At 64.6% G+C, this 13,189-nt stretch carries 11 protein-coding genes and 1 pseudogene; 7 read left to right on the forward strand and 5 right to left on the reverse strand.

Annotation, left to right across the window (positions count from 1 at the left end; genetic code table 11):
* Positions 1-20: 20 nt before the first annotated feature.
* Positions 21-1,520: a hypothetical protein gene (locus tag H6718_31390; protein ID MCB9589961.1), complete on the forward strand. Its 1,500-nt coding sequence runs from the start codon at positions 21-23 to the stop codon at positions 1,518-1,520.
* A 2-nt stretch (positions 1,521-1,522) separates the two neighbouring features.
* Here the strand turns inward: H6718_31390 and H6718_31395 are convergent, their stop codons facing one another.
* A complete protein-coding gene (locus tag H6718_31395) occupies positions 1,523-3,811 on the reverse strand; it encodes a hypothetical protein (GenBank protein ID MCB9589962.1) in 2,289 nt (762 codons plus the stop codon).
* Positions 3,812-3,970: 159 nt separating this feature from the next.
* Here H6718_31395 and cdd point away from each other — a divergent pair, with 159 nt between their 5' ends.
* On the forward strand, positions 3,971-4,897 hold the full coding sequence (cdd, locus tag H6718_31400; GenBank protein MCB9589963.1) for a cytidine deaminase: 927 nt from the start codon (positions 3,971-3,973) through the stop codon (positions 4,895-4,897).
* Positions 4,898-4,949: 52 nt separating this feature from the next.
* Here the strand turns inward: cdd and H6718_31405 are convergent, their stop codons facing one another.
* From H6718_31405 to H6718_31415, 3 genes are read right to left on the reverse strand one after another with little or no spacing between them, the layout of a single operon-like run.
* Complete coding sequence (locus tag H6718_31405; protein MCB9589964.1) at positions 4,950-5,489, reverse strand: hypothetical protein; 540 nt, start codon at positions 5,487-5,489, stop codon at positions 4,950-4,952.
* Positions 5,490-5,496: 7 nt separating this feature from the next.
* Complete coding sequence (locus tag H6718_31410) at positions 5,497-6,585, reverse strand: PilT/PilU family type 4a pilus ATPase (protein MCB9589965.1); 1,089 nt, start codon at positions 6,583-6,585, stop codon at positions 5,497-5,499.
* Positions 6,585-8,183, reverse strand: a complete 1,599-nt coding sequence (locus H6718_31415) for a PilT/PilU family type 4a pilus ATPase (protein MCB9589966.1) — start codon at positions 8,181-8,183, stop codon at positions 6,585-6,587. Before H6718_31415 ends, H6718_31410 begins: the two co-directional genes overlap by 1 nt.
* 115 nt (positions 8,184-8,298) lie before the next feature.
* Here H6718_31415 and H6718_31420 point away from each other — a divergent pair.
* From H6718_31420 to H6718_31430, 3 genes and pseudogenes are all read left to right on the forward strand, one after another.
* Positions 8,299-9,470: pseudogene (locus H6718_31420) on the forward strand (23S rRNA (adenine(2503)-C(2))-methyltransferase RlmN).
* 3 nt (positions 9,471-9,473) lie between these two features.
* Complete coding sequence (locus tag H6718_31425; protein ID MCB9589967.1) at positions 9,474-9,740, forward strand: hypothetical protein; 267 nt, start codon at positions 9,474-9,476, stop codon at positions 9,738-9,740.
* Positions 9,741-9,868: 128 nt separating this feature from the next.
* Entirely contained in the window at positions 9,869-10,180 is a 312-nt protein-coding gene (locus H6718_31430; GenBank protein ID MCB9589968.1) for a hypothetical protein, read from the forward strand.
* A gap of 61 nt (positions 10,181-10,241) precedes the next feature.
* Here the strand turns inward: H6718_31430 and H6718_31435 are convergent, their stop codons facing one another.
* Positions 10,242-10,649: a hypothetical protein gene (locus H6718_31435; protein MCB9589969.1), complete on the reverse strand. Its 408-nt coding sequence runs from the start codon at positions 10,647-10,649 to the stop codon at positions 10,242-10,244.
* Positions 10,650-10,944: 295 nt separating this feature from the next.
* Between H6718_31435 and H6718_31440 the strand changes: the two genes are divergently transcribed.
* On the forward strand, positions 10,945-11,280 hold the full coding sequence (locus tag H6718_31440; protein MCB9589970.1) for a hypothetical protein: 336 nt from the start codon (positions 10,945-10,947) through the stop codon (positions 11,278-11,280).
* 116 nt (positions 11,281-11,396) lie between these two features.
* The gene (locus tag H6718_31445) at positions 11,397-13,163 is read left to right on the forward strand and encodes a sel1 repeat family protein (protein ID MCB9589971.1); all 1,767 of its coding nucleotides are present in this window, start codon (positions 11,397-11,399) and stop codon (positions 13,161-13,163) included.
* Positions 13,164-13,189 lie beyond the last annotated feature (26 nt).

The following is a 13,189-nucleotide window of genomic DNA, read 5'->3' on the forward strand; positions in this document are numbered from 1 at the left end:
CGCGGGCTACACTGGCGCTCATGGGGAGGATCAGGCGGGTGACGAACTGCAGCAAACGGGGGGTGCGTAACTCGGCGCCAATTGCAGCGGTCGCCACGCTGCTCGCGCTGAGCGGCTGCGGAGACTCAGGGACCTCCGATGGAGCCGGCGGCAGTGCTGGCAGCGGAGCCTCCGCCTCGGGCGGATCCGCCGGTGCGGCTGGCAGCGCCGGGAGCAGCACGGGGGGTAGCGCCGGAAGTACCGGAGGCAGTGGCGGCGCGGCTGGTGCTGGCAGCTGGAGCTTCGAACAGATCGGCAGCGACAGCGCCGATGCCCTGGAGCAGACCTGGCAGGTCGAGCTGTGGGCGGCGCGGCGCCCCGACGGAAGAACCAGCTACCTGATGTATATCCCCGCGAAAACGCCAAACGCGCGCCCGGTGGTGCTGACGCAGCCCTACGCAGGCATCGACTGGACCGGTGAAGAGGTCGACCAGCGCTGGGCACAGCTCGGAGGCGGCATTCACCCCGACGTGGACGGCCCGAACTACGATGGAGACGACCAGATCGTGTACACGCCCCAGAGCGTTCAGGACGCGGTCAATGACGCGGCGATCTGGCTCTTGAACGGGCGCGCCGCGGTCCACGCCTATGCGCGCTTTTACGCCGGCGGCGACCTGGAGGATGACATCCTGGACGCCACCGCCCCCTATTACTTCCTCGAGGAAAAGGCGTCCGAGCTCGATACGCAGCGCGTCACCACGTTTGGCGGCTCATGGGGCGGCATGATGGCGCTGTTCGGAGCGGCGCGCGCTCCGCATGGCGTCAACGTGAGCGCCATCGCTGCGGTGGCGCCGCCCAGCGACTTCGCTGACTTGGCCGCCTGGGCCACGACGGATCTGCCAGCTGCGTATCCCCGACCTGCGGACGCCGAGGCGTTCTTCTCGCCATACTTGCGGCGTATGCGCGCGAGCGTCGGTGAAGGGCCAGGCGCGGACTACTCGAGATACGGCCTGACCGCGCTGTGCTCGAACTTGAAGCACGCCGCCTACGTGCCCCACGACCGCTGGGACACCCTGATCCCAATTCGCCAAACGGAGGTGTTCGAGGCAGCCTGCCCGAGCCTCGTACGGCCCGTGTATTGGTACCGCGGGGATCCAATCGACTACGACGCGGTGAACCTGGATCATGGGCTATTTGGCAAGGAGACGGGCTACCCCACGGCATACACCTTCGCCGCAGTGTACCTGGGCCTCGCGACGAGCGAGGCGAACGAGCCGGTGATCGCAGTCGGGCACCCTCAGGCGTTCGTCGAGTTCCTGACGACCACACGCGCCGCGCAGCTTGCCTCGGCATCCAGCGGAGAGGCGCTGGATGCCGTCTTGCAGCTCGCCGATCCTCGCGTGCAGATCTTCGACTTGAGCACCAACACGGGCGGCTCCGGTGCTGCGTACGTCGCCGCGGGCGTGAACCAAGTGTGGGGCACTGGCTACACTGCCAGCGATGTTGCAAGCGCCCTGAGCAGCGGCTTTCCTCCACCTTGAGTTCAGCCGCGACGGCGGCGGCGCACCAGCGCTCCCAGCGCCATCAGCATGGCCGCGGCGCCGATCTGCCTGGTGCTTCGCGACGGTGACCCGTTATTTCCTCCGGGTATCGCACAGGCGCAGCTCGACGAGCGCCGATCCACCTCCTGCCAGTCGATGGGGTGGCCGCCCGAGTCACCGTAGTCTCCACCGCTGGCGTAGCCACCTGAGGCCGCCACGCCGCCGGTCCCCCCGGTGGATCCGGAGCCGCCGCCGCTCCCGCCAGCACCCCCGACCGACTCGCTCCAGGTGTACTCGACGCTCACCTCTGCCGGCGTGGTGATGCAGTTCTGGTGCTCGATGGTGAAGTAGTACTCCTCTTTCGGGTCAAACTCGGGGAGCCGGGTCGCGTCGATCACGAGCTCGGCACCACGCGTCGTAATATTCCGCACGGAATGATGAAACACCTCCACCCGGGGCAAGAACCCGTCGTCATTCATGCCGATGGGTGCACCACGCCGCGCGAAGACACTCCAGCTCAGGTGGGACGGGGAACCATCAAGCAACTCGACACGAATCGTCATCCCCGTCGAGCCTGCCGGTGGAGTCGCGCGAAACTGGAACATCGACTGCTGGAAGAAGCCCTGATTCTTCAGCTCACCACACTCGAAGCCGACGCCGTCGGTTCCCGTGGCAAGCAGGATGTTGCGCGGCTCAGCTGGGCTTACGTCGAGCACGGCGTCACAATCGTCGAGGCCGCGCTGCATGATGAGCATATCGATCAGTGCCCGATCACTCGCAGAAAGCTCACCCAACCCTTCCAGGTAATCCGCAGCCAACTCCAAGCCACGCCCGAAGTCACCGAGGGTCGCGTTAGGACTGAGCAAGGTGGTGGCGCTCCACATCAAGCGGTCCGCGCGAGCGCGCCCGAATTGCTCGCGCAGTGTCCAGCCGAGACTGGCGATCAATTCTCCGTCGGCGTGCGGCTCGCCCCCAACCTCGCTGGGGCAGCGCTTCGAGGTGTCGTCGAGGCGCCGAGTCAAACCATAGGCTTCGAGGACGACGTCGCCCAGCACCGGGTCGTCGCTCTCGGAGCACGCAAAGTAGTCCGCGACCCCCTCATCGATCGCGCTCGCCCAGGGGGAGAGCCCGTACTGATTGGTCCAATACCAGCCCTGATTGAAGTTGATCGCGTTGTGGTTCACGTAGTGGGTGAACTCGTGCATGGCGACGTCTGGGTCGACCGCGAAGTCACCCAGGCTGCCCTGACCGATGCCGATGAAGTTCGGCGCGGACAGGCTACCGCCCATATCGAGCGGCGCGAAGTAGGCGTTGTCGAGCGGCTTACCGTGCTCGAGCATGTTGGCAACGACGAGCAAACGCCAGGACGGCGCGCTGAAGTCGACGCCGAGCGCCTCGTACGAGTGGCGCATGCGCGTGACCTGCTCATACAGACTCACCTGCGCGAAGCCGTCGGTGGCATCCAGGGGATCGCTCGGAGGGGAGTAGAGAAAATTCCCATCGAGGAACGGCGTGAGTGTCTGTCGGTAGTCCACGTGGCCTTGAAGAAAGCCACCATCCATGTAGTTGGCGACATTGACTTGCCCGTTCCAACCGCTCAGGTGCTGCGGTGCACCGGCGTCGAGGGCCTCGAGCTCGACGTCTTCGTAGCTCGGGCTGGTCAGGCTCCCCCCACGGCTCACGCGGCCAAGGACGTCGACCGCGAGCGGCCAACGCTTGCTCCACTGGACGCCAGTCGCATCCACAAGGAAACGTTCGGCCCCCGCTCTGGTCTGCGCATCCACGCGCCAAACCAAGCGCGGAACATCACTCGCGCCACGCCACCAAACGAGCTCCGGGTTCTGACCGGAGGCGCCACCACTCAGCTGCTTGACTCGCGCGAGCGCTGCGTCGCGAGACACCACCACGGTCACAGCGGTATCCAGGGGACGCACGTCGCCAATCACCGCCCGCACCGCACCGTCGTGATCCACCCAAAGCGCGAGCTGACCTCCGTAGACGGGGATCCCGACGGCAAGCTGCTGATAGCGCACGATGTGGGCGCCTTGCGCACGGATTACACCGATCCGCTCGAGAGCCACCCGCTCCAGCTTCAGCGAGCTTCGCTGCGCGGAAAGAAAACGCTCAGCGATTTCGGCGACAGACGCCGCGCTCGGCGCGCCCGTGGCACGTTGCCACTTGGTAGTCGTTGGCGCTGCGTTCACCGTCGCGGCACACAGCAGACTCCCGATGATGGACCTTACCGGCAGCGCCAGGGCCCGTGTGAAGCGAGCGAAGGCACTGCGAGTCATCAGCCGTTCCCCCAGCGTGACGCCATGGGTTCATTGTCGCTCACAACGAAGCTTATCGAAAGTCCAGCTGCGTGTTCCGTTCTCACTGCCTCACCTCTGGATACGGTCAGGTCACATGACGATTAAGCGCCAACACTCCAAGTTCGCTATGCTCGTGCCATGCCCGATTTGAGCTTGCTATCCGCTGCGCTGGACGCTTTCCCCGTCGATTCACGTGCGAAAATTAACGCTGCATTGGCTGATCGCGCGGTGATTCCCCACGACACCGTTAGGTTCTTGATGGATGAAAGCGAGCTGACGGTCGACCACGTGATGCTGCGTTTGCTGCCCGTCGCAGCCGCGTTCGCGGTGGTGCCAATCTCGAACTACCGGGTTGGTGTAGTCGCCGAGGTAACGACTGCGCACGGAACCACATTGTACCTAGGCGCGAATTGCGAATTCGACGGTGGTGCGCTGCCGTTCAGTGTTCATGGGGAGCAATCGGCAATCGTCAACGCCTGGGTCAACGGAGAGCGCGGCGTCAACAGCTTGGCGATCTCCGCCGCGCCTTGCGGCTACTGTCGCCAGTTCCTGAACGAGCTCGGTTGCGCAAAACAGCTTGACCTGTTGCTCGCAAACTCGCCCAAGCGCCGTCTCTTCAGCGACTTCTTGCCTCAAGCTTTCGGCCCCAGCGACCTCGGTGTTTCCGCAGGGTTACTTTCGACACCGGATCAGCCGCTTGAGCTCGAGGTGCCCAGCGACGACCCGTTGGTGCGCGCCGCGTTAGCCGCGGCTCAGCGTTCCTACGCGCCGTACTCTCACGACGCTGCGGGTGTGGCGCTCATGACCAAGGATGATCACGTCGTCGCGGCACCCTATGCAGAGAACGCCGCCTACAACCCAAGCATGTCCCCCATGTGTGCCGCGCGGACGGCTCTGGAGATGAATCGCCCCGTCGACGCGAGTCGCGCAATCCGCCGCGCGGTGCTCGTCGAGTCGGAGGCACGAGCCAGCCAACGCCGCTTCGCGGAGAGCATCCTCGCGACGTTCGCACCAGACGTCGAGCTCGAGTGCTTCCGCGCCATCAATCCGGAAGCCGAAGCGTAGCGACCGCGCTAGGGGGCGGTCGAGCTTTGCAGCGAACTACGGAGACAGGGCACTAGTCGGGGACGTCGGCGACGACCAGAACGGACGTGATCTGGATCAACAGGCTGTTGTCCTCGGCGTCTTCGAAATAGAGAAAACGTCCGGCCTCGTTGAGCAGATCTTGTGTGCGCGTATGCCCCAGCGGACCCGCGACGACGATGTGCCCCGAGACTTCTCGCTCGTCGGTCAACACGAGGCGCACCCGGCGACGCTTGCCCTCCGGCCGACGCGAGATCGGCGGATACTCGTCGTCCAGCCCGTCGACGCTCACTTCGAGCGCGACCGCTCCACCGAGTTCCAGGGGATCCGGGGGTTGGGTGAGGCGGACCAGCGTCAGGTGATCCCGGTTGATGAGCACCGACGCCTGTCCGTCACCCTCAGGGAAAAACGGCAGGAAGCGCTCGTGGGCATCAAGGAAGCCCTGAACCTCCTCGGCGAGCACCGCGCCAACCTGCTTTGGGCACAGCACATGTCCCTTGAGGGTACCGGTCTTCTGGAGTTCGAACTCCACGTTGATCCGCCGCAGGCGAATGCGAAAGCTCTCGAGCGTCATCGGTCTTTCACCCCGTCATTACCTGCCCGAGCTGTTTTGCTACCTCGGGGATACGAGCGAAATATTCCTTGTCGTTTGCCTTCTCCAGGGCATCGTGAGCCGTCACCAGGCCTGAAGCGAACAGTCGCTCGAGGGCGGAGTCCATGCTCTGCATACCCTGCTGCGCGCCACCCTGGATGAGGTTCACGATCATCGCAGTCTTCGCCTCACGAATCGACGAAGCCACACCTGGGTTCGCGATCAAGATCTCGTGAGCGGCGACCCGACCGGTATTGTCCGCGCGCTTGAGCAGCTGTTGCGCGACGATGCCAGCCAGCGCGTCGCCCAGCATCCCACGTATTTGCCCCTGTTGGCTGTTGGGGAAGGCGTTGATGAAGCGGTCGATGGTCGCTGGGGCCGAGTTCGTGTGCACCGTTGCGAACACCAGGCAACCGAAGCTGGCCAGCTGAAGCGCGAGGCGCATGGTCTCCGGACCGCGAAGCTCGCCCACCAGAATGACATCGGCGTTTTCTCGACCCGCGCTGCGGATCGCATCGGCGAAGCTTGGTGTATCGAGGCCCACCTCACGGTGCGTGATCTGGCACTTGATGGGCTGGTGCACGAACTCGACGGGGTCCTCCACGGTGAGAATGTGGCCCGGACGCGAAGCGTTGATGTGGTTGATCATCGCCGCGAGCGTGGTGCTCTTGCCGCTGCCCGTTGGTCCGGTCACGAGCACCAAGCCAGCGCGCAGGGTCGCGAGCTTGACCACCGCAGCCGGCAGGTCGAGCTGTTCTGCGGTCAGGATCTTGCTCGGAATGGTGCGGAAAACAGCGCCGGCGCCGGTGGTCTTGCGCAGGTAGTTGGCGCGAAACCGCGCCTTATTTCCGTACGCATAAGCAAAGTCGAGGTCACCGGTCTCCTGAAAGGTCTTGAAGCGTTCCGGGTCGCAGATCTCCCCGAGCAGCTGCTCCATGAGTTCCTTGCCGATGGGCGTCTGGCTGATGCGCACCAAGTCTCCCTTGGAGCGGATCATCGGAGGGTAGCCCACCGACAGGTGCAGGTCGGAGCCCCCTCGGTCGAGCAGCACATCGAACAAGCGATCGATCTGGGCCATCAGTCGTCTTTCCTGCGGAACAGGTTCTTTAGGCCACCGCCCAGCCGCTCTCTGAGATCGGTGTCGCTCTGCATCGGAGGCCGAACGGGCGGAGCCTCGGCGTCCGACCCTTGCGCCGGCGCGCGCGACGCACCTTCTAGCCCACGCGGATCGTCAGCGTTCGCCATCGCGACCTCCATGCTGATGCGCTTCTTGCGCACCAGGTCGCTCAGTGTGTCCTCGACGCGCAACATCCCGTAGGCACGACCGCGCTGGAGCAGGCTCGGCAGCTGGTACAGCTTGTTGTCACGAATCAATTTCCACAAGGGAATATTTCCGGTAATCATCTCGACCGCCGCGGTCATGCCACCATCGAGCGTCGGCACCAGTCGCTGACTGACCACGAACTTCAGTGCGCCGGCCATGGTCGCGCGCACCTGCGCCTGGTCGTCAGGGGGGAAGAGTTCGATCAAGCGGTCGATGGTCTTCGCGCCGCTAGGCGTACTCATCGTGGCAAGCACCAAGTGGCCCGTCTCTGCAGCGCTCAAGGCCATCTCGACGGTGTCGCGGTCACGCAACTCACCAATCGCGAGCACGTCGGGATCCTCTCGCAGGCTGCCTTTGAGGGCAGCGGCAAAGCTCTTCGTATGCGAGCCGACCTCGCGCTGACTGATCACGGCCTTCTTCACCGGGTGCACGATCTCCACCGGATCTTCTACGGTGATGATGTGAATCGCCTTGTTGGTGTTGAACCAGTCAACGAGCGCACCGAGCGTGGTCGTTTTGCCGGAGCCGTTAGGGCCAGCGATCACCACCAACCCCTGATGCTGGTTCGTGATGCGCATCAGGTCCTCGGGCAACCCGAGTTCCTCGAAGGTCGGCGGATGGGGTGATACCAGGCGGAAACACCCTTTGAGCCCCATCCGGTGGCGGTTCACGTTCACGCGCATGCGCCCGGCGCGCGGCAGGTCCAACGAGAAGTCCGCATAGCCGAGCTCATCGAGCTGGGTCTGGTTGCGCCCCAGCAAAGGCAACAACAGCTTCTCGACAGCCTCGTGGGACAGAGCGTCCGTCAACGGCTGGAGGTAGCCAGTCACACGCATCTGGGCCGGGCGCTCCGAGGTGATGTGGACGTCACTCGCGCGCACCGAGCGCGCAGCGCTCAGGAGCTCATCCAGGTCTCCGCCCCCGACCGACACTCGGGGCGGTCCAGGCGCGGCGACCTGTGCCGGTTCTGGACGCGCTCGCTCCGGCGCGCTCGCTGGGCGAGCCGCCTCCTCGACAGGCCCCTCATCGAGTTCGAGCCCAGCCGCCGGCGCGGGATTTCCACGAGCGATTTTCACGCGCAGGAGATCGCCACGTCGTGCGACCTCCGCTCGGTAGCTGCCTCCGAAGAGCTCCACCGGCGTTAGGCTTCCATTCGAGTCCTGGGTGGGGACCAGGTCGATGATTGGAGTTCCGTTGATGAGACCGGCCATCTGCTCAGCGGTCAGCGGCTCACGCGTGAGGCGACGCAGCTGGCCGTTGTGCTCCACGCTGATGGTACTGCCGGTTTGGAGCACCACCATGGCTACATCGTCGCGTTCCAGGTAGCGCAACAGATCTTGGAGATCCGCCATGGTCACACGGTAGGCGGGCCGGGGTGACGATCCAAGCGCCCAGAAGGCTCCTCACAAAACTACCCATACATCGCCGTACAGGCGCCGTTGCTAGAGCACCTGTGTGTGACTGCGCATGCTCGGAAGCGCATGGCTGGGGCGAAGCGGGGTCGCTGCGAAGCCTGGCCTTTGCTCGGCGGGGGCGGAGCGCTTTCGCATTTGGTTCCCCGCGGGTGAGTGCTATCCGCTGAGCGTGCTGGCCCTCCAAGCAGTGACACCCGAGTTTCTCGCGCGTGAGCTCGAAGACGTCAGCTTGGCGGATGCCCGACGCATCCTGGCGCAAGTGCACCGTTCGGGGCACCTCGAGACACCACTCGCGAATGTCCGACGGGCGGCGCTCGCGAGCGCTCGACGCGCGGGCCACGTTCCGCGCCTCGAGGTCGTGCGTCAGCTGCATAGTTCCCTCGATCCCTTCGTCAAACTGGCGTTCCGAGTGCCAAGCGGAGAGGTCGTCGAGTCAGTGCGCATTCCCCTGGAGAAGCCCGGTCGCTTCTCGGTGTGCGTCAGCTCCCAGGTGGGCTGCGCGCTTGGCTGCCGCTTTTGTGCAACAGGGCGCATGGGCCTGAAGCGCAATCTGGAAGTGTGGGAGATCGTCGAGCAGGTGCGAGAGCTCAGGAGCACCCTGAATCGCGGGAGCGGAGAGCGGGTACACGGGGTCGTGTTTCAGGGCATGGGTGAACCGCTCGCAAACCTCGATCGCGTGCTGCAAGCCATCGCGGTTCTCAGCGACCCGAGCACCCTCGCCATCGACATGCGCAACATGACGGTGTGCACCTCGGGGCTGCCAACTGGCATTCGGCGTCTCGCTCGGGAAGCCCCCAAAGTGCGCCTCGGTTGGTCGCTGGGCGCCCCGCTCCGGGAGACCCGTCGTCGGCTGATGCCGATTGACGACGCGCATCCTTTCCCCGAGGTAATGGACGCCGTCGTGGAGCACACGCGCATCACGCGCCGCTCACCGATGTGGGCGCTGACATTGCTGGCGGACGTCAACGACAGCGAAGCTGATGCCCACGCCCTGGCCGATCTGATTGAAGACTTCAGCGAGCGTGCTGGGCACCGCCCGCGGCTCACGCTGATCCCGTACAACTCCATCGACCTCGGCGGCGAGGACCCGTTCAAGCGCACCCCTCGGAGCGCGAGAATCGTTTCCGCGACGTCCTCCGCGAGCGCGGCATCGGCAGCCACCGACGCTACAGCGGCGGCGGCGATGTGGGCGCAGCCTGTGGTCAGCTCGCCGCGCGTGCATAAGACATGAAGTCCATCGCACCGCAACCCACTGCGCCTACGAGCGACGCCCGCCTGCTGAGGCGCTGGGGCAGACTCGAGGTTCGCGCCGCGCGCGGGCAGCTCGAGGTCTACGGCAACCTGGACGCACTCGAGGAGCTATCCCGCATCGAGCGCTGCCATGCGGTCGACCACCCGTTACTGCCCAAGGTTGCTTCGCGGGTAGACAGCGAGCTCGGCGTATCCCTGCTGTTCGAAGCCGAGGTCTACTGCGACTTCGAGCTTCGTCTCTGACCTGGAGCAGACCCCCGGAGGCAAAGATCCCCTACTGCGGCGCGCTCTCCCTCGGCGAGCAGCTGGCGGAAGGTCTGCACGCTCTCGCTGAAGCCAACCTGTGCCAGGGTGCCCTGGGATGGTGCAATGTGCTCTTATCTCCCCACGGCAATATGCTTCTGCTTGGTCCTGGAGCGACGCCGGACCTGGAGTCGCCGATCCCCGTGCAACGCGCCCCGGAGCTGAGCGGTGGTGCGCCTGCGTCGGCGTGCGCAGACGTCTACGTGCTGTTGATGCTGCTGGAACGACTGCGCGCGGTCTCCGAGGTGCCCGAGGTTCAGAACCGCGTGCTGCGTGGCGATATCGATGCAGCGCTCGAGCCCTACGCGCGCGCGTTCGCCGAAGCGCACCTGAAGGGCATGAGCATGGTGCCGCTCACGTCGCCACGCCAATATGCGTGAAGCGCTCAACGACTTTCACGAGCTTTGGCGCATGACGGGGCACTGGTCGGCCCCGAATGAGCTACAGGCGTTCTTGGCGACCTGCGTGGAGCGCATGCGCGCGGGCAGCCATCCGCGCTTCGGAAATCGGCCCGGATTGCGCTTGGCTCGTGCTGCCATCTGGCCAGCGCGTGGACCTGGCGCGGAGCCCAGTACTCAGGCGCATCGCGCGCCAGCTGATCGACACCCACTGTACGCTGCCGGGACGGTTCGTATCCTTGCGGAACATCATCCGCGCCGGCTGGCCAGAGCAAGAGTTGGCGAGCGGAGCGCCGCGAGCAATCGCGCTTACGTCACGCTGTCCAAGCTGAGAAGTCGAGTATTCGGCGATCTGCTCGAGACGGGCGAGGTCGGGTGGCGGCTGTTGCCGCAGGTGGTGGTGGACCGCGCTGAATCCAGCTGGCGCTTCGCCGCGCAGACCGTCGCGCACCAAGGCTCCCTCCCCCAATCATCCACGTGTGGAAACGCTAAGGAGCGTGTTGGGCGATGAGGACCATCAGTGCGAACGCGACCGCAGGTTGGTCGTGGCCTCCTCGAAGCAACGGCCTGGCAAAGTGTTGCACTGGATGTCACGTCGACGGCTTCGTTGAGGTCGCCCCAGCTGGCTGAGTCGACGGGCAGGGGTCCGTGCTCCCAGGCTCGGCATCGCTAGAGTTAAGGAGCCTTAAGTCTGGTTTTGGGGGTGAGGTGTTCTGGTTACCCGCGACAGCGTAACTTCCTGCGCTATGCGTGCTTTTGTAATCCGCCCCTCGACGTTACTCACCGCGTGCGCCGTGATCGGTGCCGCCTTCACTCCGCTTGCCTGCGGCACTTCCAACGTAGCCAGCCAGGTGAAGCCAAACGCACCTACCGCCAATGAGGCGATGGGTGGCGCGGATCTCAACTGCAAGCAAGGCAGCTACGCCGAGCCGCTCGTCATCGATCTCCCCGCGGATAAGCGCGTGGACCTCGAGAGTCAGATGAACGCAGGCGTCGCCATCGTACGCTACGACTGCAACCAGATGCAGGTGCTCAAGGACTGCAACCTGGCGGCAACTACGCCTTCGCTGGTGTCAGCCTGAAAGAGCAGGTCATTTCCCTGCAGAATGAAGACGAACTCAAGGCCAACCTGCCGTTTTCCTCCGGGTCCGTCGGCGGCGAGATCCAGACGGGAAGCCAGCTCGACCTGGCGCTGATCATGATCGGCAAGCGCTCCACGGCTGCCAAGGTCGCGCGCCCCGTGCTCGAAGGCAGCCAGTGCGGTGACGCGACTCACTTCGTGCGCGCCGCGACGATCGGTGCCTTCGCGATGAAGACGGGTACCAAGGGCCGCGTCGCTGCGGCGGTCGAGCTGTTCGGAGCAGGCACGAGCGGCGAGAGCTCCGCAGACGAGAAGCGAGCGAACAAGGACGGCGACATCAGCTCCTGCAAGAGCTCCAAGCCCTCGTCGGACGCGCCCCCCGAGCAGTGCCAGTCGGCCATCCGCGTGGAGCTGGTGCCGATCGCCGCAGAGCTGCCGGCCGCGACGAAGGACGGCGAAAAGAAGGACGGCGAAAAGCAGGAAGACACCGCAAAGAAGGACGCGAAGCCGATCGAGAACCCCTGTGGCGCGGAAGGCTTCGTGATGGTCGGCGGCAAGTGTAGCCGCGCGGATTCAGGCGCAGCTCACCTGTGTAACCCCTCGGACTCAGACGACTGCAAGGCCCAGTGCGACAAGGGCGACATGGGCAGCTGCCACAACTACGCCGAGGCCGTGTTCTCGAACTTCTGCAACGACCCCTCGAAGAAGCAGGTCTGCGACGAGACGAACGGCGCCGAGAACGACAAGCGCGAGGCGGAGGCGATCGGCTACTGGCGTCAGGCGTGCGACAAGGGCGACATCGCGGACGCTTGCGACCAAATCGGCAACTACATGTTGACGGGCTTCAAGCTAGTCAAGGCCGACAAGCCGATGGCCCTCACGGCCCTCGACAAGGGCTGTCAGCTCGGCAAAGCCGACTCTTGCTACTTGCTCGGGGACTCGCACCTCAAGGGCGACGAGGGCCTGAAGAAGGACACGATGAAGGGCCTCGGGCTGCTCGATCGCGCCTGCAAGCTCGGCGATCAGTACTCCTGCCAGAAGCTCGGCGAATACTACTTCAAGGGCGAGTACCTCTCGAAGGATCCAGCGCGTGGCTACGAGTTCCTGAGCCAGTTTTGCGCTCAAGGCGAGTGGGAGACCTGCCAGGAGCTTGGTGAGCACCTGCTTGGTATCTTCGACAAGTACGACGCCAAGATGACCGGCGCAAACCCCGTGAAGGAGGTTCCGCGCGCAAACGAGCTCGGGCGTGAACTCCTCGATCGCGCCTGCAGCAAGGGCAAGCGGGACGACGCCTGTGCGCGCCTCGGCCACGTCTACTACGTCGAGCAGAAGTGGGAGATGGCTCGCAAGTACATGCCGACGGGTTGCAAGGGCGACGGCGACACCTGCCTACGCATGGCGGACATGGAGCTCAACGGCAAGGGTGGCCCGAAGGACAAAGCCTCCGCGGTGGAGTTCTGGATCGCCAGCGTCGACGACAAGTACATGGCGCAGGCGGCTGAAGCCCTGGAGAAGGGCGATGGCCTGCCGAAGAACGTAGAACGCGCTGCCGAACTCTGGGGCAAGCTCTGCAACAGCGAGAACAAGCCCGCATGCAGCAACGCAAAGCGCCTCGACAAGAAGGTGTGGCTCGAGGCGATCGCCGACGACTGCAGCCGCGAAGACGAGTGGAGCTGCAGCGAGCTGAAGAGCGCTGACAAGACGCGTCACCGCACGGAAATCGACAAGCTGTGCGGCGGAGCCTCGGAGTTCGGCTGCAAGGAGCTGAAGAAGCTGGACGGCGCCGCAGCCAAGAAGATGGTGGAAGCCAACTGCAGCAAAGAGAAGGCTGACAAGTCCGACGACGACAAGGACAGCTGCAAGATGCTCGAGTCGATGTTCTGAGGCTCGGGTCCACACAGCCAAACGAA

Source organism: Polyangiaceae bacterium (assembly GCA_020633205.1).
Taxonomy (GTDB): Bacteria; Myxococcota_A; Polyangia; order Polyangiales; family Polyangiaceae; genus JAHBVY01.